General features: G+C 70.2%; 17 protein-coding genes. 8 read left to right on the forward strand and 9 right to left on the reverse strand.

Features of this window, described 5'->3' with window-relative positions; all coding sequences use genetic code 11:
* Positions 1-132 precede the first annotated feature (132 nt).
* Both ROA7023_RS09465 and ROA7023_RS09470 read left to right on the forward strand, forming a co-directional pair.
* Positions 133-1,269: a polysaccharide biosynthesis/export family protein gene (locus tag ROA7023_RS09465; protein WP_085878779.1), complete on the forward strand. Its 1,137-nt coding sequence runs from the start codon at positions 133-135 to the stop codon at positions 1,267-1,269.
* Complete coding sequence (locus ROA7023_RS09470; protein WP_234992113.1) at positions 1,232-3,289, forward strand: capsule polysaccharide biogenesis protein; 2,058 nt, start codon at positions 1,232-1,234, stop codon at positions 3,287-3,289. The genes ROA7023_RS09465 and ROA7023_RS09470 overlap by 38 nt, the downstream gene beginning before the upstream one ends.
* A 64-nt stretch (positions 3,290-3,353) precedes the next feature.
* Here ROA7023_RS09470 and ROA7023_RS09475 read toward each other — a convergent pair whose 3' ends face one another.
* The gene (locus tag ROA7023_RS09475) at positions 3,354-3,662 is read right to left on the reverse strand and encodes a DUF6476 family protein (RefSeq protein ID WP_085878781.1); all 309 of its coding nucleotides are present in this window, start codon (positions 3,660-3,662) and stop codon (positions 3,354-3,356) included.
* Between ROA7023_RS09475 and ROA7023_RS09480 the strand changes: the two genes are divergently transcribed.
* Complete coding sequence (locus ROA7023_RS09480; protein ID WP_085878782.1) at positions 3,661-4,686, forward strand: RluA family pseudouridine synthase; 1,026 nt, start codon at positions 3,661-3,663, stop codon at positions 4,684-4,686. The two genes, ROA7023_RS09475 and ROA7023_RS09480, sit on opposite strands and share 2 nt — an antisense overlap.
* A 165-nt stretch (positions 4,687-4,851) precedes the next feature.
* The gene (rpoH, locus tag ROA7023_RS09485; RefSeq protein ID WP_085878783.1) at positions 4,852-5,748 is read left to right on the forward strand and encodes an RNA polymerase sigma factor RpoH; all 897 of its coding nucleotides are present in this window, start codon (positions 4,852-4,854) and stop codon (positions 5,746-5,748) included.
* A gap of 182 nt (positions 5,749-5,930) precedes the next feature.
* On the opposite strand, the gene ROA7023_RS09490 is transcribed toward rpoH, so the two are convergent.
* Positions 5,931-6,731, reverse strand: coding sequence for an endonuclease/exonuclease/phosphatase family protein (locus tag ROA7023_RS09490; RefSeq protein ID WP_085878784.1), 801 nt, complete (start codon positions 6,729-6,731; stop codon positions 5,931-5,933).
* Between the two features lie 218 nt (positions 6,732-6,949).
* Positions 6,950-7,804 (reverse strand): oxygenase MpaB family protein, encoded by an 855-nt coding sequence (locus tag ROA7023_RS09495; protein ID WP_085878948.1) that lies wholly within the window; start codon positions 7,802-7,804, stop codon positions 6,950-6,952.
* A gap of 106 nt (positions 7,805-7,910) precedes the next feature.
* Between ROA7023_RS09495 and ROA7023_RS09500 the strand changes: the two genes are divergently transcribed.
* Together ROA7023_RS09500 and ROA7023_RS09505 are read left to right on the forward strand one after the other, a co-directional pair.
* On the forward strand, positions 7,911-8,882 hold the full coding sequence (locus ROA7023_RS09500; protein WP_085878785.1) for a Gfo/Idh/MocA family protein: 972 nt from the start codon (positions 7,911-7,913) through the stop codon (positions 8,880-8,882).
* Positions 8,883-8,910: 28 nt separating this feature from the next.
* Positions 8,911-9,219, forward strand: coding sequence for a DUF4389 domain-containing protein (locus ROA7023_RS09505; RefSeq protein WP_085878786.1), 309 nt, complete (start codon positions 8,911-8,913; stop codon positions 9,217-9,219).
* 280 nt (positions 9,220-9,499) lie between these two features.
* Here the strand turns inward: ROA7023_RS09505 and ROA7023_RS09510 are convergent, their stop codons facing one another.
* The 4 genes from ROA7023_RS09510 to ROA7023_RS09525 all read right to left on the reverse strand — a co-directional run bounded on the left by ROA7023_RS09510 (position 9,500) and on the right by ROA7023_RS09525 (position 13,132).
* The gene (locus ROA7023_RS09510; RefSeq protein ID WP_085878787.1) at positions 9,500-11,314 is read right to left on the reverse strand and encodes a M3 family oligoendopeptidase; all 1,815 of its coding nucleotides are present in this window, start codon (positions 11,312-11,314) and stop codon (positions 9,500-9,502) included.
* Between the two features lie 16 nt (positions 11,315-11,330).
* Positions 11,331-11,972 (reverse strand): SDR family NAD(P)-dependent oxidoreductase, encoded by a 642-nt coding sequence (locus tag ROA7023_RS09515; protein ID WP_085878788.1) that lies wholly within the window; start codon positions 11,970-11,972, stop codon positions 11,331-11,333.
* Positions 11,972-12,451 (reverse strand): DUF1178 family protein, encoded by a 480-nt coding sequence (locus ROA7023_RS09520; protein WP_085878789.1) that lies wholly within the window; start codon positions 12,449-12,451, stop codon positions 11,972-11,974. The genes ROA7023_RS09515 and ROA7023_RS09520 overlap by 1 nt, the downstream gene beginning before the upstream one ends.
* 153 nt (positions 12,452-12,604) lie before the next feature.
* A complete protein-coding gene (locus tag ROA7023_RS09525) occupies positions 12,605-13,132 on the reverse strand; it encodes an NUDIX hydrolase (protein ID WP_306372483.1) in 528 nt (175 codons plus the stop codon).
* A gap of 44 nt (positions 13,133-13,176) precedes the next feature.
* Between ROA7023_RS09525 and ROA7023_RS09530 the strand changes: the two genes are divergently transcribed.
* Positions 13,177-13,725: a glutathione peroxidase gene (locus ROA7023_RS09530; protein ID WP_085878791.1), complete on the forward strand. Its 549-nt coding sequence runs from the start codon at positions 13,177-13,179 to the stop codon at positions 13,723-13,725.
* On the forward strand, positions 13,715-14,848 hold the full coding sequence (locus ROA7023_RS09535) for an acetoin utilization protein AcuC (protein WP_234992115.1): 1,134 nt from the start codon (positions 13,715-13,717) through the stop codon (positions 14,846-14,848). Before ROA7023_RS09530 ends, ROA7023_RS09535 begins: the two co-directional genes overlap by 11 nt.
* Here ROA7023_RS09535 and ROA7023_RS25475 read toward each other — a convergent pair.
* Together ROA7023_RS25475 and ROA7023_RS24405 are read right to left on the reverse strand one after the other, a co-directional pair.
* Entirely contained in the window at positions 14,823-16,040 is a 1,218-nt protein-coding gene (locus ROA7023_RS25475) for a 3-deoxy-D-manno-octulosonic acid transferase (RefSeq protein ID WP_143535505.1), read from the reverse strand. The two genes, ROA7023_RS09535 and ROA7023_RS25475, sit on opposite strands and share 26 nt — an antisense overlap.
* A gap of 145 nt (positions 16,041-16,185) precedes the next feature.
* Positions 16,186-17,991, reverse strand: a complete 1,806-nt coding sequence (locus tag ROA7023_RS24405) for a hypothetical protein (protein ID WP_085878792.1) — start codon at positions 17,989-17,991, stop codon at positions 16,186-16,188.
* Positions 17,992-18,060 lie beyond the last annotated feature (69 nt).

An 18,060-nucleotide genomic window follows, 5' to 3' on the forward strand; every position in this document is an offset into this window, starting at 1 on the left:
CAGCAACAGTGGTGATTCGCAGCGCCGCGCCCCCCCTAGGCAGACCCGGCCCGGTGCGCTATCGTTTGTAACAATAGCGCGGTGAAAAGCCGCCAGACGATCGAGGCAGACACAGGTCGAGGAGACCGAGCAGTGACAGCGAGACGCTTGCGCCTGACACGGGGCGTGGCCCTTCTTGCCGCGGTGGCCCTGACGGCCGCCTGCGGCCTTCCGCGGTCCGGGCCAACCCGCGGCGAAATTTTCGACGGATCGGTGCTGCAGCAGGGGGATGCCTTCGTCCTCGTGGTCACGGATCGCGTCAATTCGATTGCCAGCGTCGCCCCGGCGCTGGGGTTCTCGTCGGAGTTTCTCAACGCGGGCCTCGTCGGCTCGGACATCATCAACCCCGGCGACACGCTGGGCCTGACGATCTGGGAGAACGTGAGCGACGGCCTGCTGGTCCCCACCGGCCAGAACGCGACCGTTCTGGACGAGGTGCAGGTCGACGGCGCCGGCTTCATCTTCGTGCCCTACGCGGGCCGCATCCGCGCCGCCGGCAACACGCCCGACCGCATCCGCCAGATCATCACCGAACGGCTGGGCGACCAGACCCCCGATCCCCAGGTTCAGGTGCGCCGCCTGGCCGGCGACGGCGCGACCGTGTCGGTCGTAGGGGCCGTGGGCACCCAGGGCGTCTATGCGATCGAGCGGCCGACCCGGACCCTCAGCCAGATGCTGGCGCGGGCGGGCGGCGTCGCCGTCGAGCCCGAGATCGCCCGCGTCACCGTCAGCCGCGGCGGCCATACCGGCGACGTCTGGTTCAGCGACGTCTACGCGGCCCAGAACGACATCGCCCTGCGCAGCGGCGACCGGATCCTGGTCGAGGCCGACACCCGCTCCTTCACCGCGCTCGGCGCGACCGGCGCCCAAAGCCGCGTACCCTTCGAGAGCCAGACCATCAGCGCCATCGAGGCCATCGCCCAGGTCGGCGGCCTCAATCCCGCGCTGGCCGACCCGACCGGCGTCTTCATCCTGCGCAACGAGCCCGAGGCCATCACCGAGCAGCTGGTGGGCGAAGAGCTGACCGGCACCCAGCGCGTGGTCTACGTGCTCGACCTCACCCGGCCCAACGGGCTGTTCTTCGCGCGCGATTTCGCGATCCGCGACGGGGACACGGTCTATGTGACCGAAGCGCCCTTCACCCAGTTCAACAAGGCGATCTCGGCGCTGACCGGCTCGCTGAACTCCGTGGGTGCAGCGACGAACGCCGCGGCCAACGTCGGTCAATGATGTGGCGGGCGCGGGCGACCCCCGGCGCCTCTATGTCTACAACGGCGGATTCCTGACGCAAGGACGGGTCCGCCGTATCCTCTCGCTCTCGGGCTATGACATCCGTATCGGCGCCCCCGGCCCGGGCGACCTGGTGGGCGTCTGGGGCCAGTCGCCCACCGCGCCCAGGGGCGAGGCCGTGGCCGCCCGCCGCGACGCGCCCGTCCTGCGGGTCGAGGACGCCTTCCTGCGCTCGGTCCTGCCGGGTCGGGCGGGGGGCGGGCCCGGCCTCGGCCTGCATCTCGACCTCTCGGGGGTGCATTTCGACGCCGCCACCGTCAGCGACCTGGAGCGTCTGTGCGCCGAGGCGCCGCTCGACGACACCGTCCTGCTTGACCGCGCCCGCAGCGGCATCGCCGACCTCCGGCGGCTGCATCTGACGAAATACACCGGGTTCGACCCCGACACGCCGGTGCCCGACCCCGGCTACGTGCTGGTGATCGACCAGACCGAGGGCGATGCCAGCGTCCGTGCCAGCCGCGGCGGCCGCAACAGCTTTCTGGAGCTGATGATGCTCGCCCGCGAAGAGCATCCCGGCGCCCGTCTCGTTGTCAAATCCCACCCCGAGACCGCCACCGGCCACCGTCCGGGCCACATCACGGCCGCGGATCTGCGCCCGGGCGAGGCGCTGCTGACCGACGCGGTCTCGCCCTGGCACCTGATGGAGGGGGCGGTCGGTGTCTATACCCTGTCCTCGCAACTGGGGTTCGAGGCGATCCTGGCCGGGCACCGGCCCGTGGTCACCGGCCAGCCGTTCTACATGGGTTGGGGGCTGACCGACGACCGCCAGCCGCTCGACCGCCGGCAGCGCCGGCTGACCCGGGCCCAGCTCTTCGCCGCGGCGATGATCCTCTATCCGGTCTGGTACGATCCGTTCCGCGACCAGCTCTGTTCCTTCGAGGACGCGCTGATGCTGCTGGACGCCGACACCCGCGCCTGGCGCGACGACTGCAAGGGCTGGACCGCCACCGGGATGCGCCTGTGGAAGCGCAAGCCCCTGCGCGATGTCTTCGGCCGCACCCGCTCGATCCGCTATGTCGAGCAGCCCGCCCAGGCCATCGCCAGGGCCGGGGACACGCGGCTGATGGTCTGGGCCGGCAAATGTACGCCAGAGCTCGACGCCGCCGGCGCGGTCCGTGTCGAGGACGGCTTTCTGCGCTCGCGCGGGCTTGGCGCGGACCTGATCGCGCCGCTCAGCCTCGTGCTCGACGATCTGGGCATCTACTACGACCCCATCCGCGAAAGCCGCCTCGACCGGCTGATCGCGGCCTCGGGCGGCCTGTCGGAGGGTGCGCGCGCCCGTGCGGCGCGGCTGATCCGGCGTCTGACGGCCGAGGGCGTGGGCAAGTACAACCTGGGCGGCGCGGGGTTGCCCCAGGGTCTGCCGGTGGGGCTGCGGATCCTGGTGCCGGGGCAGGTGGAGGATGACGCCTCGATCCGCCTCGGGGCCACCAATGTGGGCACCAACCGCGCGCTGCTCGCGGCGGCCCGGGCGGCCAACCCGGCGGCGGTGATCCTCTACAAACCCCACCCGGACGTGGAGGCCGGCCTGCGGGACGGCGCCGTGCCCGATGCCGACAGCCTCGCCGACGCGGTGCTGCACCGGACCGACGCGATGGCGGCGCTGGCGGCGGTGGACGAGGTCTGGACCATGACATCCACCCTGGGGTTCGAGGCGCTGCTGCGCGGCAAGCGGGTGGTCTGCCTCGGGCGGCCGTTCTATGCGGGCTGGGGGCTGACCGAGGATCGCGGCGGCGGCGTGCCCCACCGCCGGGCGCGGCCCGACCTCCTGGCGCTCGCCCATGCGGCGCTGATCGACTATCCGCGCTATTTCGACCCGGTCACGCGCCGGCCCTGCCCGGTGCAGGTCGCCGTGGACCGGCTGATCTCGGGGGAGATTCCCCGGCCTTCGCGCTGGAACCGCGGCCTTGCCAAGGCGCAGGGGGCGCTGGCGGGCCACGCCTGGCTCTGGCGCCGCTAGCCGGTCCCCGCATGGGCCAGCGGCGGCGCGTCCCGCCGGGCGACCGGTCCGGCCGGGCCGCCTGTCAGGGCGGCGTCACCTCGATCTCCTGGCGCAGCCGGCCCGAGGCGCGGTCATAGATCAGGATCTGGTCGCCGGTGGTGACCACCGCGAACCAGTCCGACCCCTGAGTGAAGGCGAAGGGCGTCGCGCCCGCGGGCAAGACGATCCGATCGGGCAGCGGCAAAGGGTCCGCGTTGAGTCGGATGACAAGCGCCGCGATCAGCACTAGAAACCCTCCGATCATCACCATCGTCAGCACGGTGACCAGCCGTCTCAGGCTGTTCAGGTGCGGCGGCAGCTTGCCGTCGTCGTCTTCAGGAGCCCCGTTCATGCCGCCCTCTCTCGTCACTTTCCGGATCCGCCCCGATCCGCCGCCCCGTCTTGATAAGGCGCTGGCGCGGGATGTGCCAGCCGAGGCCGCGCTATCGCGGTCGCGCCTGGCCCGGATCATCCCCGAGGGCGCGGTGCGGGTGAACGGCGTGATCGTGACCGACCTCAAGGCCCGCGTGGGCGTCGGCGACGCGGTCGAGATCGCCCTCGACATGGCCGAGCCCAGCCACATGGGCGCCGAGGCCATCCCCCTCGACATCCGCCATGAGGACGCCGAGATCATCGTCGTGAACAAGGCCGCCGGGATGGTCGTCCACCCCGCGCCCGGCACCCCCGACGGGACCCTGGTCAACGCGCTGATCCACCATTGCGGAGAGAGCCTCTCGGGCGTCGGCGGCGAACGTCGCCCCGGCATCGTGCACCGGATCGACAAGGACACCACCGGCCTTCTGGTGGCGGCCAAGACCGACCGCGCCCACCACGGCCTGCAATTGCAATTCGAGGCGCATACCGCCGAGCGGCGCTATCTCGCGCTCTGTTTCGGCCTGCCGGACCCGGGCGATCCGCGGATCCGCGGCGTGCGCGGCACCTCGTTCGAGCCGGGCGGCGTGCTCAAGATCCAGACCGAGCTTGCCCGCCACAAGACCGACCGTCAGCGGCAGGCTGTGGTCTGGTCCGGCGGGCGCCACGCCACGACCCGGGCCCGGGTGCTCGAACCCTTCGGCGCACCGCCCGTCGCGGCCTTGCTGGAATGCCAGCTGGAAACCGGGCGCACCCATCAGATCCGGGTGCACATGGCCCATGTCGGCCACGGCCTGATCGGCGATCCGGTCTATGGCGGACGGCGCAAGCTGTCCCGGACCGCGACCTCTCAGGCGGCCCGAGACGCGGTCGCGGCCTTCCCGCGCCAGGCCCTGCACGCCGCCACGCTGGGCTTTCGCCACCCGGTCACGGGCGAAATGCTGAAATTCGTCGCCGAAATGCCGCAAGACATGCAGGAACTCTGCGACATTCTGCGCGTTTAACCTGCAATACACATACACATGTGCGGGAGCGCGCTGTCATGGGGGTATGACCCATTGCATGGTGCGTTAATGTCCGCGTAAGAAAACTGAACTACCGAGTCTTGAACAGGTCCGATAGCGCGACCATATCCATGTTAACCCCATATACATTGGGAGGGGACAGACATGACAACATATGCAAATCTTCCGGCGCCGACGCCGGAACAGGGCCTGAACAGATACCTTCAGGAGATCCGTCGCTTTCCGATGTTGGAGCCGGAGCAGGAATACATGCTCGCCAAGCGTTGGGTCGACCACGAGGATACCGACGCCGCCCACCAGATGGTGACCTCGCACCTGCGCCTCGCGGCCAAGATCGCCATGGGCTATCGCGGCTACGGCCTGCCCCAGGCCGAAGTGATCTCGGAGGCGAACGTCGGCCTGATGCAGGCGGTCAAGCGCTTCGACCCCGAAAAGGGGTTCCGCCTTGCGACCTACGCGATGTGGTGGATTCGCGCCTCGATCCAGGAATACATCCTGCGGTCCTGGAGCTTGGTGAAGCTCGGCACGACGTCGGCGCAGAAGAAGCTGTTCTTCAACCTGCGCAAGGCCAAGGCCCGCATCGGTGCGCTCGAAGAGGGCGACCTGCGGCCCGAGAACGTCAAGCAGATCGCCACGGATCTCGGCGTGACCGAGGCCGAGGTCGTGTCGATGAACCGCCGCATGTCGGGGGGCGATGCCTCGCTGAACGCGATGATCGGCTCCGAGGGTGACAGCGCGACGCAATGGCAGGATTGGCTGGAGGACGAGGACGCCAACACCGCCAGCGACTACGAGGAGCGGGACGAGCTGACCGCCCGGCGCGAGCTTCTGGCGCAGGCGATGGAGGTGCTCAACGACCGCGAAAAGGACATCCTCGTGCAGCGTCGCCTGCAGGACGAGGTGGTCACGCTCGAGGATCTGTCGGGCCAGTACGACGTCAGCCGCGAGCGGATCCGCCAGATCGAGGTGCGGGCCTTCGAGAAGCTGCAGAAGCGCATGACCGAGCTTGCCCGCGAAACCGGGATGTTGGCCAGCGCCTGAGGAGGTCCTGCGCCACCGGCCGCCGACAGCCCCGAAACCGACGCGCCGCCCCGCGCCGACCGGGCGCCGCGGCCTTCAAATCGCCACCGCCCTCGCTGAGCTGAGCGAGGGCGGTGGCGTTCGGCATATGGCCACCGCGGGCGGGGCGGCGGATTGCGCGGAACCCGGCTGTCCGACCCGGGCTAGACCCGCAGGCTGAGCGGGCAGTGGTCCGACACCTCCGGGTCGCGGATCACTTCGAACCGCGCCACGGCGTCTTCGCGGTCGATCAGCATGTAGTCGGCGAACCGCCCGGGCTTGCCGTAGTGCGAGGTGCGCGTGCTCTCGAAGCCCCGCGCGGTCACCAGATCGGTCATGCCGCTACCTGCCAGGATCGCCAGCGTTTCGCTGTCGGGCTCCACGTTGAAATCGCCGCAGATCACCGTGAGGTCGTCGGGCGCGGCGACCTGGCGCGACAGCTCCAGCAGCCTCTGCGCCTGGGCCTTGCGCTCGGGCGTGTCCATCTTGCCGGCCAGATCCCGCAACCCGTGCATATGGGTGACGCTGACGGCGCGGCCCGCCTCATGATCCCAGACCCGCACCCCGTGGGCACTGCGAGAGCGGGGGTGAGCGCCGAAGCCGACGGCAGAGTAATCCTTGTGAACGAAGCCCTGCGCCTGGCCGATGATCGGCAGGGACCGGTGCACGAAGGTCGCAAGGCCCCATTGCGACGGGATCGACACGTCCCCGTCCCAAAGCTCGCCCTGCGCGGCGGGACAAAAGACCGCCACGTGCTCCGGCAGCGCAGAGGCCACGTCGCGAAAGAGGTTCGCCCGTTGGAGCAGGATGTGATCGCCATCGCGGTAGGTCAGCCAATCCTGCGCCGACGACGGGCTGTGAATGACCTCCTGCAGGCACAGGATATCGGGCGCCGCTTCGGCCAGATAGGGCAGCAGCGCCGCATGAAGCGTGCCGCCCCAGCCGTTCAGACACATGATCTCCATGACGCGCACCGTCCTCCCCCGGGGGCTAGTTCTCGCCGCGATGGCGACAAGAGGCAAGATGCGCCCGAGGCGGGCGGTTGTCCTGCGGGCGGTTGTCCTGGGCGCGGTTGTCCGGGCGCCGGCGGTGTTGCGCGAACCGCCGGCGCAACGTGCGTATTCCCCACGGGGAAGGTCGGGGAAGGTCGGGGAAGGTGGGGAAGGTTGGCGAAGGGGATGCGTCAGTCCGGGCGCTCGCGCGGGGCGAAGGTGCCCAGGTGTTCGATCCTGTAGCCCTGCGGATAGGTCGCGCGGCGCTTGGTGGTGATCAGCCGGGGGCGCCGCCGGGCGGGCAGCCAGCGCAGGACCCGGGCCCGCCCGCGCAGGCCCGCCACGGCGAGCCGCTCCAGCCAGCGAGGCGGATCGGCAAAGCCCATGGCGTCCCGCAGCGGCCGATCGCAGAGCGCGTGCACGACCGGCCGGCCCAGCGGCGCCAGGAAACGCGGCAGATAGAAGCCCAGAAGCAGGTCGCGGGTGGTGCCGCCGATCTCGGCATTGCTCTCGGCAAAGCGGAAATGCGCGGCCTCATAGGCCCGGTTGAGCGCGTCGAATCCGGCGATCGTCTCGGGCAGGTCGGAGATCCCCATGCGTGTCCCGAGGGCGCGGTAGTAGTTGAGCCCGGCCAGCTTTTCCGCCTCGGTCAGGGGCCGCTTGCCGAACCGGTCGATCCAGCGGAGAGGCTCCATCACGAAGGTCGAGAGGACGTAGCGCATGTCGTCGTTCGAGATCCGGAACCGGCCGTGCATGGCGTTCATCCGGGCGATGGCGGCGCGGCCGCGGTCGCTGTCCTGCCCGTGCTCGCCGATCTCGGCCAGGATCAGCTCGGTATCGTCATAGCGCTTGCGGGGGCGCTGGCCGAACTCTCCGGTGCGCGACAGCAGGGCCGAGATCGACGGCACGGCATATGTCCGGAAGAGCGCGAATTGCAGAGCCTTTTCAATGTCCCAGGCAAACTCATAGGCGCCCAGCAGATAGCCGATCCGCTCAAAGTCGGTGGCGGGGTCGAGCCCGGCGATCTCGCGTGCATACCTGGACATGGCGGCAGTATCGTGAGCGGTGCGCGGCGCGTCCAGCCCGCCCGGGGGGTTTCCTTGGGGCGCGATCTGGCGTTGTGTGGCGGCAACGAAAAGAAGGAGCCTGAACATGACCGACACGATCCGCTGGGGCGTTCTTGGGGCCGCCGAGTTTGCCCGCAATCACATGGCGCGGGCGATCCACGCCGCCGAGGGCGCGGAATTCGCAGCACTGGCCACCTCGTCGCCCGAGAAAGCGAAGGGATTTCAGGCGTTTGCCCCGGGGATCCGGTTGCATGACAGCTATGAGGCGCTGTTGGCCGACCCCGAGATCGACGCGGTTTACGTGCCTCTGCCGAACCATCTGCACGTGGAATGGGCGCTGAAGGCGCTGGAGGCGGGCAAGCATGTGCTGGTGGAAAAGCCGCTGGGGCTGAAGGCCGGGGATTTCGACGCGGTGATCGCGCGGCGGGACGCAACCGGGCTACTGGCGGCGGAGGCCTTCATGATCGTGCATCACCCGCAGTTCCAGCGGGCCCGCCAGCTGGTCCAGGACGGGGCGATTGGCGATCTGGTGCTGGTGGATACGGTCTTCAGCTACGACAACCGCGACGGCGGCAACATCCGCAACCGGCCCGAGACCGGCGGCGGCGGGCTGCCCGACATCGGGGTCTATGCCATCGGTTCGGCGCGGTTCGTGACCGGGCAGGAGCCGGTGACGATCACCCATGCCGGGCTGCGGTTCGAGAACGATGTCGACGTGCTGGCGCAGATCACGGCGGATTTTCCGGGCTTCGTCTATTCGGGCATGGTGTCGATGCGGGCCGCGCCCCGGCAGTCCCTTGCGTTCCACGGGGAGCGGGGGGTGCTGACCCTGACCTGCCCCTACAATGCCAACGTCTTCGACGTGGCCAGCCTGCGGCTGGAGACCGAGGCGGGAACGGTCGTGACCGAGCGCTGGCCCGCCGTGGATCAATACGTGCTTCAGGTGGAGGCCTTCGGCCGGGCGGTGCGCGGCGAGGAGGCTTTTGCCTGCCCGCTGGAGTTCAGCCGCGGCACGCAGGCGATGATCGACATGGTTTTTGCGGCCGCGAGCCGGTAATCTGGCCGGGTGCAGAGGGAGACCGGGAATGGGGTCTGACGACGAAGACAAGATGATGGGCCGCGCCCTGGGCGAGCAACCCGAGCCGGACGAGAAGGAGAACCTGGTGTTCCGGCTGGTCTACATGATCCTGATCGGGATCATGCTGTCGCTGGCCGGGACGGTGCTTGGGGTGATGACGGTGTTCCAGTTCATCATCATGCTGGTCAGCAACGGCCAGCCGAACGAGCGGCTGTCCGATTTCGGCACCGACCTTGGCATCTGGATGGCCAAGGCCGCACGGTATCAGACCGCCGCGTCGCAGGTGAAGCCCTGGCCCTGGAGCGAGCTGGACTAGCCGGCCGCGCGTGTTCGGGCGGCTCGGCCCGGTGGAGGGCGGGCAGGGGGCTGTCTGCCCCCTCTTGCGCCTGCGGCGCAATTCACCCCCGAGAGTTTGCCGGCCAAGATGAAGGTTGGCCGATGTGCGTGCGGGCCTTGATGGAGGCTGTCCGGGATCACGGCGAGCGCGAAAAGCGCCGGCCGGGATGACGGTTGGCCCGGGTTGCAGCGGGGCGCGATGATCGCCAGGCCGGATGACGGCGGGGCCGGGTCGAGCATGGCGGGCTGTCGGGCGCGGGTCAGTCCTCCATCGCCTCGAGCTCGTCGATCAGCCCCGAGATCATCGCCAGGCCCTTGTCCCAGAAGGCCGGGTCCGAGGCGTCGAGGCCGAACGGGGCCAGAAGCTCGGAATGGTGGAGCGAGCCGCCGGCTTTCAGCATGGCGAAATACTTGTCGTTGAAGCTCTCGCCGCTTTCCTCGAACACCGCGTAGAGCGCGTTGACCAGCCCGTCGCCAAAGGCATAGGCGTAGACGTAGAACGGCGAGTGGACGAAATGGGGGATGTAGGCCCAGAACGTCTCGTATCCTTCGGCGAAGTCGAAGACCGGCCCGAGGCTCGTCGCCTGCACCGACATCCAGAGCGCGTTGATGTCGTCGGGGGTGAGCTCGCCCGCGCGGCGGGCGTCGTGCAGCTTGCATTCGAAATCGTAGAAGGCGATCTGGCGGACCACCGTGTTGATCATGTCCTCGACCTTGCCGGCGAGAAGAACCTTGCGCTCTGCCTGGCTGGGGGCCTCTGACAGCAGCTTGCGGAAGGTCAGCATCTCGCCGAAGACGGACGCGGTTTCGGCCAGCGTGAGCGGGGTGGAGGACAGCAGCTCTCCCTGGCCCGCGGCAAGCACCTGGTGGACGCCGTGGCCGAGCTCGTGCGCGAGGGTCATCACGTCGCGCGGTTTGCCCAGGTAGTTCAGCATCACGTAAGGATGCACCTCGGTGACGGTCGGGTGGGCGAAGGCGCCCGGGGCCTTGCCGGGCTTCACGCCCGCGTCGATCCAGCCCTTGTCGAAGAACGGTTCCGCCAGGTCGGCCATGCGCGGGTCGAAGTCGGCGTAGGCGTCCATGACCATCGCCCGGGCCCGGGGCCAGTCGATGATCGTCTCGCTTTCCATCGGCAGCGGTGCGTTGCGGTCCCAGACCTGCATTCGCTCCAGCCCAAGCCATTTGGCCTTGAGCGCATAATAGCGGTGCGACAGGCGCGGATAGGCCGCGACCACGGCGTTGCGCAGGGCCTCGACCACCTCGGGTTCCACATGGTTGGACAGGTGCCGGCCGGTCTGCGGCGTGGGCATGCCGCGCCAGCGGTCCTCGATCTCCTTCTCCTTGGCCAGGGTGTTGTGGACCCGGGCGAAGGTGCGGACGTTGTCGCCGAAGACGCGGGCCAGCTCGCGCATGGCGGCCTCGCGCGTGTCGCGGTCCTGCTCGGTCAGCAGGTTGAGCGTGCCCTCGATCCCCAGCTCTTCGCCGTCGACGGTGAAGGTGAGCCCGGCGATGGTCTCGTCGAAGAGCTTGTTCCACGCCGAGGCGCCGACGGTGGACTGGTCGTGGAGGAACTTCTCGAGCTCGTCGGAGAGCTGGTAGGGGCGCAAGGCGCGCATCCGCTCGAACACCGGCTTGTAGCGGGCGAGGTCGCCATTGGCCGCCCAGAGAGCCGCGACCTGGTCGTCGGTCAGGCGGTTGAATTCCAGCGACCAGAAGACCAGCGGCGTGGTGTAGGTGGTGATCCGGTCCTGCATGTCGGACATGAACTTGGCGCGGCTGCTGTCGGTCGTCGCCTGGTAATAGCGCAGCCCGGCATAGGACATGATCCGGCCCGCGATCACGTCGATCTTCTCGTAGCGCTGGACCGCGGTCAGCATGTCGGCGGCGTCGAGGCCGGCGAGCTTGCCCTCGTAGTCGCGGGCGAAATCGGCGCAGGCGGCCTCCAGCCAGTCGAGATCGCGCTTGAGGTCGGGCGAATCCTGCCCGGGGTAGAGGTCTGTCAGGTCCCACTCGGGCAGGTCGCCGAGGTTGCGGCCGCCGGAGAGGTCGGCGTCGAAGACGGGTGTCTTGGTCATTGGGTCGGTCCTAGGTCTAGAAAGGGTGGGGACGTCCGTCCCAGGTTTCGAATGTGCCCGAGGTGGCGGGCGAGAGGCTGTCGAAGCGGTCGAGCAGGCCGCCGGCGGCCTCGGTCACCGAAATATCGGCGGCGCTGCCGCCCATCTCGGTGCGGACCCAGCCGGGGTGATAAATGCCGACCGCGATCCCGTCGACGGCCAGGTCCGTGGCCAGGTTGCGGCCGAGATTGAGGGCGGCGGCCTTCGAGGCGCGGTAGATGTAGGCGCCGCCGGTTGCCTGGGCGCTGCTGCCCATCTGCGAGGAAATGATGGCGATCCGCCCGCGCGAGGCCTTGAGCGCGGGCAACAGGGCCTGGACGGTCAGAAAGACGCCGGTCACGTTGGTGGCAAAGGTATCGGCCCACATCGCGGCGGGAAACCCGGTGTCGAGCGCCTCTCCCCGGTCGGGAAAGATGCCGGCGTTGCAGACCAGCAGGTCGAGCGCGCCGACCTGCCCGGGCAGTGCCGCGACCGAGGCGGGGTCGGTCACGTCGAGGGGCAGCAGGTCGCCGCCGCCCGGGCGGCGCGCCGTGCCGCGCACCGTGTCGCCGCGGGCCTCGAACGCGGCCAGCAGGGCCGCGCCGATGCCACGGTTGGCCCCTGTCACCAGCACCCGCATCAGTTCGCCCGCCGCTTTGGCAGGAACGGCAGGGGGGCTATGGGGATGCCGTCCTCGAGCAGCTTGATCGCTTCGCCGACCTGTGCCTCGCCCCGGATCGAGCGTTTGGGCAGGTCGCCGTCATGCATCCTGCGCGCCTCGTCTACGAAGCGGCTGCCCACATCCACGCTCTCGGCCTCGATCTTGCGCCGCAGCTCGGCCATGGCCTGTTCGGCGACCGAGGCGGGGTGCGAGAGCGGGCCGGCCCCGCGCGGGGCGGCCTGCCCGGCGCCGGCGGGCGCGTCCGGCTTGGCGGGGGTCTGGGGGGCGGCGGCATCGGGGCGGACGCGGGGCGCCATCAGGTCCTTCTCGACCGCCGCCGAGCCGCAGACCGCGCAGCTCAGGTGGCCGCTGCCGGCCAGGGTGTTGTAGGCGGCGGCGGACTGGAACCAACTGTCGAACATGTGACCGTCCTTGCATTTCAGAGCGTAGCGGATCATGGCGCCTTGATTTCTTGAGCCGCGCCCGAAGGTGCGGGGTGGGGATGGCCACGGCGCCGGGGGGCGCGGGCCGTCGCGGACCGGGGGCCCGGCTCACGGCTACAATGTAGGGACCGGGCCGGCGGTTGCAACGCCGCGCGGCGCTGCGCGGGTCTAGCCAAGCCGGTTGCGCGGGTCGAAATGGCGCACGATATGGGCCAGCTCGTCGTCGTCGAGCCGGGCCGCCGCCTTGCGCGGGCTCAGCCACTTGCGGTTGCGCTGGGCGCGTTCGGGAAAGACCTTGGCCACGCTGGTGACCTGCATTCCGTAGACCACGGCGATCACCGGCAGGTCCCCGTTGTCCAGCCGCTTGCGGTAGGAATAGAGCCCGATCGGCTGCGGCGAGATGATGCCGCGCAGGCCGGCCTCTTCCCAGGCCTCGATCTCGGCGGCGCGGGCGGGGGTCAGGTTGCCCATGGGCCAGCCCTTGGGCAGGATCCACCGCCGGGTGCCGCGCGACGTCACGAGGCAAATCCTGATCTTTTCGCCGGACTTGCCCCCCGACTTTGCCGGTTCCAGACGCCACGGCAGGACCGCGAACTGGGCCCGCGGTTCGGTCTTGGCTTTCCCGGTGTTCTGCAGGGGCCGCTGTATGGGTGTCTGGATCGACATGGCTGCCGACTTGTCCTTTGGTTTGTCCAAGATACCTCCTTACCCAGTTTGACCATGTTCGCGGAGGGTCTCAAATGGTTTCTCACATCAGGCGCCGACTGATCGCCGTGCTGGCCGCGGCGGTCTGCGCCCCGGCGGCCTTCGGTGCCACGGGGGCAGTGGTGCCCGACGCGCCTTTCCCCTCCATCGACGGCGGAGAGATCTCGTTGGCGGAGTTTCGCGGCCGGCCCGTGCTGTTGGTCAATACCGCGTCGCTTTGCGCGTTCACGCCGCAGTACGAGGGGCTTCAGGCCATGTGGGAGAGGTATCGCGACGCGGGGCTGGTGGTGCTGGCCGTGCCGTCCGACGATTTCCGGCAGGAGCTGTCGAGCGATGCGGAGGTGAAGGATTTCTGTGCGCTCACCTTCGGGCTCGACCTGCCGATGACGACGATATCCAGCGTCCGCGGCCCGCAAGCGCATCCGGTCTACCGCTGGCTGGCGGGGCAGGGCGTCGTCCCGGGCTGGAACTTTCACAAGGTGCTGATCGGCCGCGACGGGACGGTGCTGGGCCAATGGCCGGCCTCGGTGCGGCCGATGTCGGCGCCGGTCACCCGGGCCGTGGAGGCGGCGCTTGCCGATTGACCTGATCGGCCCGCGGTTCATCGGGTCCGAGATCTACCGGCATTCCTCCTACGGCGACTGGCATCCGCTGCGCATTCCGAGGGTCTCGACCGTGACCGACCTGGCGCGGGCGCTGGGCTGGCTGCCGCCGGCGCGGTTCCTCCAGTCGCCCCGGGTGAAGCCGCCGGCGCTCTGGGCGTTCCACCGGCCCGATTACGTGGCCGCCCTGCAGGAGGCGGAGCGCCGCCAATTCGTGACCGACGCCGTTCGGGCGACCTATGCGCTGGGCACCCCGTCGAACCCGGTCTATCCCGAGATGTATCGCCGCCCGGCCACCGCCGTGGGCGGCTCCATCCTCGCCGGAGAGCTGCTGCGGGAAGGGGGCGTGATCTACAACCCGGCGGGGGGCACCCATCACGGCATGCCAGACCGCGCCAACGGGTTCTGCTATCTCAACGATCCGGTCTTCGCGATCCTCTCCCTGCGGCGCAACGGGGCGGGCCGCGTGGCCTATGTGGACATCGACGCGCATCATGCGGACGGGGTCGAGGCCGCCTTTGCCGACGATCCCGACGTCTGCCTGATCTCGACCCACGAGGAGGGCCGCTGGCCCCGCACCGGGGCGCTGACCGACCGCGGCCTGGGGCAGGTCTGGAACCTGCCGGTGCCGCGCGGCCTGCATGACGACGAGATGGCGCTGATCCGCGAGGAGGTGATCCTGCCCGTGGTCGCCGCCTTTCGGCCCGACGCGATCGTGCTGCAATGCGGGGCGGATGCGGTGCTGGAGGATCCGCAATCGCGGCTGGCGCTGTCGAACAACGCGCATTGGGCGGTGGTGGCCGGGCTGCGCGGGCTGGCGCCGCGCTTCGTCGTGCTGGGGGGCGGGGGCTACAACCCCTGGTCGGTGGGGCGGCTCTGGGCCGGGGTCTGGGGCACGCTGCTGGGCGAGGAGCTGCCCGACCGGCTGCCGCCCGCGGGCGAGGCGGTTCTGCGCACCCTGCGCTGGCAGGGACAGCGGCGCGAGGTCTTTCCCCAGGATCACTGGGTCGAGACCCTGCGCGACGCGCCCCGGACCGGCCCGCTGGGCGGCGACCTGCGGGCGCGGGTCGACGGGCTGATCAGGCGGCAGGCGGCCTGGGTCTGAGCGCGGCCTCGATCCGGACGATCATCTCGGTGGGGTCGGCCGGGGTCAGCAGGCCGCGCGCACGCGCGGGCATCGCGGAGGCGTCCAGATGGGCGAGCCAGCCCGCGGCGAGGCTTGCGGCGTCGCTGACCTGCAGGGCGCCGCCGCCGGCGTCGAGATGCGCGTAATCCTCGGCGAAGTTCGCGACATGGGGTCCGTGGAGGATGGCGCAGCCGAGCGCCGCGGGCTCATAGGGCGTGTGGCCGCCGGTCTCGGTCAGCGAGCCGCCGACTAGGGCCACCGGGGCCAGGCGGTACCAGGTTTCCATCTCGCCAAAGGTATCGGCGAGATAGACCGGGTGGCTTGCCGGGTCCTCGCCCAGGCTGCGGCGGGCCATCGGGGCCAGCCGGGCGATGGCCGGGGCGCGATCCGGGTGCCGGGGCACGAGGATCAGCCGCAGGTCGGGGCGGTGCTTGCGGGCGATGCCAAAGGCGTCGAGCGCGATGTCTTCCTCGCCCGGATGGGTGGAGGCGGCGAGCAGGCTGGCGTCGCGGGGAAAGGTGCGGGCCAGTGCCGGGTCCGGCGGGGCGCTGCGTGGCAGGTAGAGCGATTTGAGCTGGAACGGGGGCAGCAGCCGGTCGGGCGCGACCCCGAGGTCGCGGAACCGCGCGGCGCTGGCGCTGTCCTGTGGGGCCACGAGCCGGGCCCCGCCCAGCAGGGCGCGGGCCAGGGCCGGGCGGCGGGCCCAGCGCCGGGCGCTGCGGGCCGACATCCGGGCGCCGGCGAAGATCAGCGGGAGGCCGCGGCTCTGCGTCATCGCGATCCGGTTCGGCCAGACCTCGTTTTCCAGCAGGACCAGCGCCGAGATCCGCGCCATCGTCCGCGCGGTGCAGAGCCGCAGGTCGAAGGGGGCGACACCGGTTTGCGTGCGGGGCAGGTGCCAGCCGGCGGCCAGGTCGCGCCCGGTCCGGGTATTGGCGGTGATCAGCAGCTGCCGGTCGGGATCGGCCAGCAGCGCCTCGATCAGCGGCCGGGCGGAGGCGAGCTCTCCGTTGCTGGCGCCGTGGATCCAGATCGCGCCCTCGGGCGGTCCGGGGCCCAGCAGGCGGTCGCGCAGGGCGGCGCCGTCCTCGCGCCCTTTCAGCCGGCGCCAGAGGGCCAGGGCCAGGAGGACCGGCGCGGCGAGGCTGACGAGGAGGCGGTAGCCGATCACGAGCGGGCCCTGGGCGGAGCCCGGCGGGCGGGTCCCGCGGGACTTGGATTGTCGGGATGGTGAACGACGCTCGCCCCGCGCCAGGGCGCGGAGCATCGCCCCGCCCACCATCCCCTATGGGCGTCGGTGCGGGACGCCGGGCAGGTCAGTCGAATTCCTGGCTGTTCAGGATGCGGTGGATCTCGCGCCGGACGAGCTTGCGGACGTTGCGGGTGATGCGTTCGCCCAGCACGCCCTGAAGCTCTTCGCGGACGATGGTGCCGACGAGGTCACGCAGGGCTTCCTCGTCGAGGAGGCTTTCCTCTTCGAGATAGGCTGTGAGCTCGGCATCGTCGTCGAGATCGGGGCTCGGCACCGGGCGGCGGTCTGCGTCGCCCCGGGCGGGTGCGCCCGGTCTGGATCGGGCGGCGGTGTCCGCGCGGCTGTCTTCGGGGCTGTGCCAGGGGGCCTGTGTATCCGCCGGGGCGTTTTGATTGCCGGCAGGGGCCCCATTGGGCTGTGTCGCTGCTGCGGGCGTTGCGGCCTCGGCGACGTCTTGCTCGGCGAGGTCTGCTGCGGCTCTGTCGTCCGCTTTCCCGTCTTCCGCCGCGCGGTCGTGCCCGGCGACATTTTCGGCCGCCGCGCCATCGCTGTTTTCAACGCCGGCGCGGTCGAAGAGACGTTCGCCCGGATAGACTCGGAACCGGGGCTCGTCGTTGTCATTTTCGAGGTCGAGGTCGAGGTCGAGGTCGTCGGCGGGCTTCGGGGGGGCGGGGCCATCTTCGCCGGTGACGACGAGGTGAAGCCGGCCGGGGCGGCCTCGGCCGGTGGGGGCCCAATCGGCCAGTTCGCTGCCGTCGGGCTCGAAGTCCTGACCGGAGAAGGTCACCGCGGCTTCGAGTTCCGCTATGGTTTCCTCGATCCGCTGGCGCGGGGTGCTGGGGGTCTCGAGGATGAGCGGGGGCTCGGCGACGGGCGCGTCCGGCGCACGGCTCTCGGCGCTCTGCATTGCCTCTGCGACCGGGGTCGTGCCAGGATTGTCTGCGGCGGACGGCTCGGCGGTCTCGTCGTCGCGCTGCCTGTCATGGTCGTCAGTCGTCTCGACGAGCTCGGCGTCCGGGATGTCCTCGCGGGAGAGGCGCATGGCCGAGATGACACCTTCGAGCAGCGCCTCGACCTCTGCGTCGTCTTCGACGTCGATGGGGCCTGCCGCTTCCGCGTCGGGGGTGTCCTTTTCAGGGGCCGGCGCGGGGCTATCGACGTGGGGGGGGGGCGCGGGCGTTTCCGGCCGGGTTTCGGGCCGGCTGTCAGCCGCGGGTCTCTCGGCGCGGCTGGCGGCCTTGGGGGTTTCCGGCCATCTGTCAGCCTCGGGCCAATCCGCGCGGATGTCGGTTGTGGCCGTCGTCGCGGTGGGGCCGGTCGCCGGTGCATCCGCGCCTGTGGTGTGCGCGGGCGGCGCTTCCGGCGGGTCGGGGACCGGCAGGATGGGGGACGTGAGCGTGAGCGGGGTGGATGTGTCGCCGTCGGAGGCACGGGCTTCGCGCGGAGCGGGCGCACTGTTGCCGTCTGCCTTGCGGGCCATTCGCTGGCTGCGGGAGAACCGGGTGAACACCCCGGTCTGGGGTCTCTCCGTGTCTTCGGTGGTCGCGGCGCTGTCGGCGGCCTTGCCCGCCCCATGGGATGGCCGATCCACGGTGCCATCGACCGGGGCATCACGCTCTGGGGTCGGCTGTGCGGCCTGCGCCTTGGGGTCTTGCCACGGCTCTCGCGCGGCGGGCGCGGTCCGGGTTGGGGGCGCGGCGGTAACCTCGGGGGCGTCCTTGACCCGGAAATTCGGGGTGAGGACAAGCCGGTCCGTCCGCGGCCCGGACTCCTTCCCGTCGCCCTCGTCCGCCGGATCACCTGCGGCCACGAGACGGCGGATGGACGCGAGAACGTCCTCGATCTCGACATTCGTCAGAGGATCAGACATGCGATTCCTGCTTTGGCCTCGGGGGTCAGACTAGCCTCCCTCCGACCGCCGGACAACAGATAGGACGAA

Origin of the sequence: Roseisalinus antarcticus (assembly GCF_900172355.1) — a bacterium.
In the GTDB taxonomy this organism is placed as follows: domain Bacteria; phylum Pseudomonadota; class Alphaproteobacteria; order Rhodobacterales; family Rhodobacteraceae; genus Oceanicola; species Oceanicola antarcticus_A.

Excerpts from the sequence above, each read along its gene's own strand:
- ROA7023_RS09480 (WP_085878782.1), top strand. The coding sequence starts at position 3,661 with ATGCCGCCCTCTCTCGTCACTTTCCGGATCCGCCCCGATCCGCCGCCC.
- ROA7023_RS09475 (WP_085878781.1), bottom strand. The coding sequence starts at position 3,662 with ATGAACGGGGCTCCTGAAGACGACGACGGCAAGCTGCCGCCGCACCTG.
- rpoH (WP_085878783.1), top strand. The coding sequence starts at position 4,852 with ATGACAACATATGCAAATCTTCCGGCGCCGACGCCGGAACAGGGCCTG.
- ROA7023_RS09490 (WP_085878784.1), bottom strand. The coding sequence starts at position 6,731 with ATGGAGATCATGTGTCTGAACGGCTGGGGCGGCACGCTTCATGCGGCG.
- ROA7023_RS09495 (WP_085878948.1), bottom strand. The coding sequence starts at position 7,804 with ATGTCCAGGTATGCACGCGAGATCGCCGGGCTCGACCCCGCCACCGAC.
- ROA7023_RS09500 (WP_085878785.1), top strand. The coding sequence starts at position 7,911 with ATGACCGACACGATCCGCTGGGGCGTTCTTGGGGCCGCCGAGTTTGCC.
- ROA7023_RS09505 (WP_085878786.1), top strand. The coding sequence starts at position 8,911 with ATGGGGTCTGACGACGAAGACAAGATGATGGGCCGCGCCCTGGGCGAG.
- ROA7023_RS09510 (WP_085878787.1), bottom strand. The coding sequence starts at position 11,314 with ATGACCAAGACACCCGTCTTCGACGCCGACCTCTCCGGCGGCCGCAAC.
- ROA7023_RS09515 (WP_085878788.1), bottom strand. The coding sequence starts at position 11,972 with ATGCGGGTGCTGGTGACAGGGGCCAACCGTGGCATCGGCGCGGCCCTG.
- ROA7023_RS09520 (WP_085878789.1), bottom strand. The coding sequence starts at position 12,451 with ATGATCCGCTACGCTCTGAAATGCAAGGACGGTCACATGTTCGACAGT.
- ROA7023_RS09530 (WP_085878791.1), top strand. The coding sequence starts at position 13,177 with ATGGTTTCTCACATCAGGCGCCGACTGATCGCCGTGCTGGCCGCGGCG.
- ROA7023_RS24405 (WP_085878792.1), bottom strand. The coding sequence starts at position 17,991 with ATGTCTGATCCTCTGACGAATGTCGAGATCGAGGACGTTCTCGCGTCC.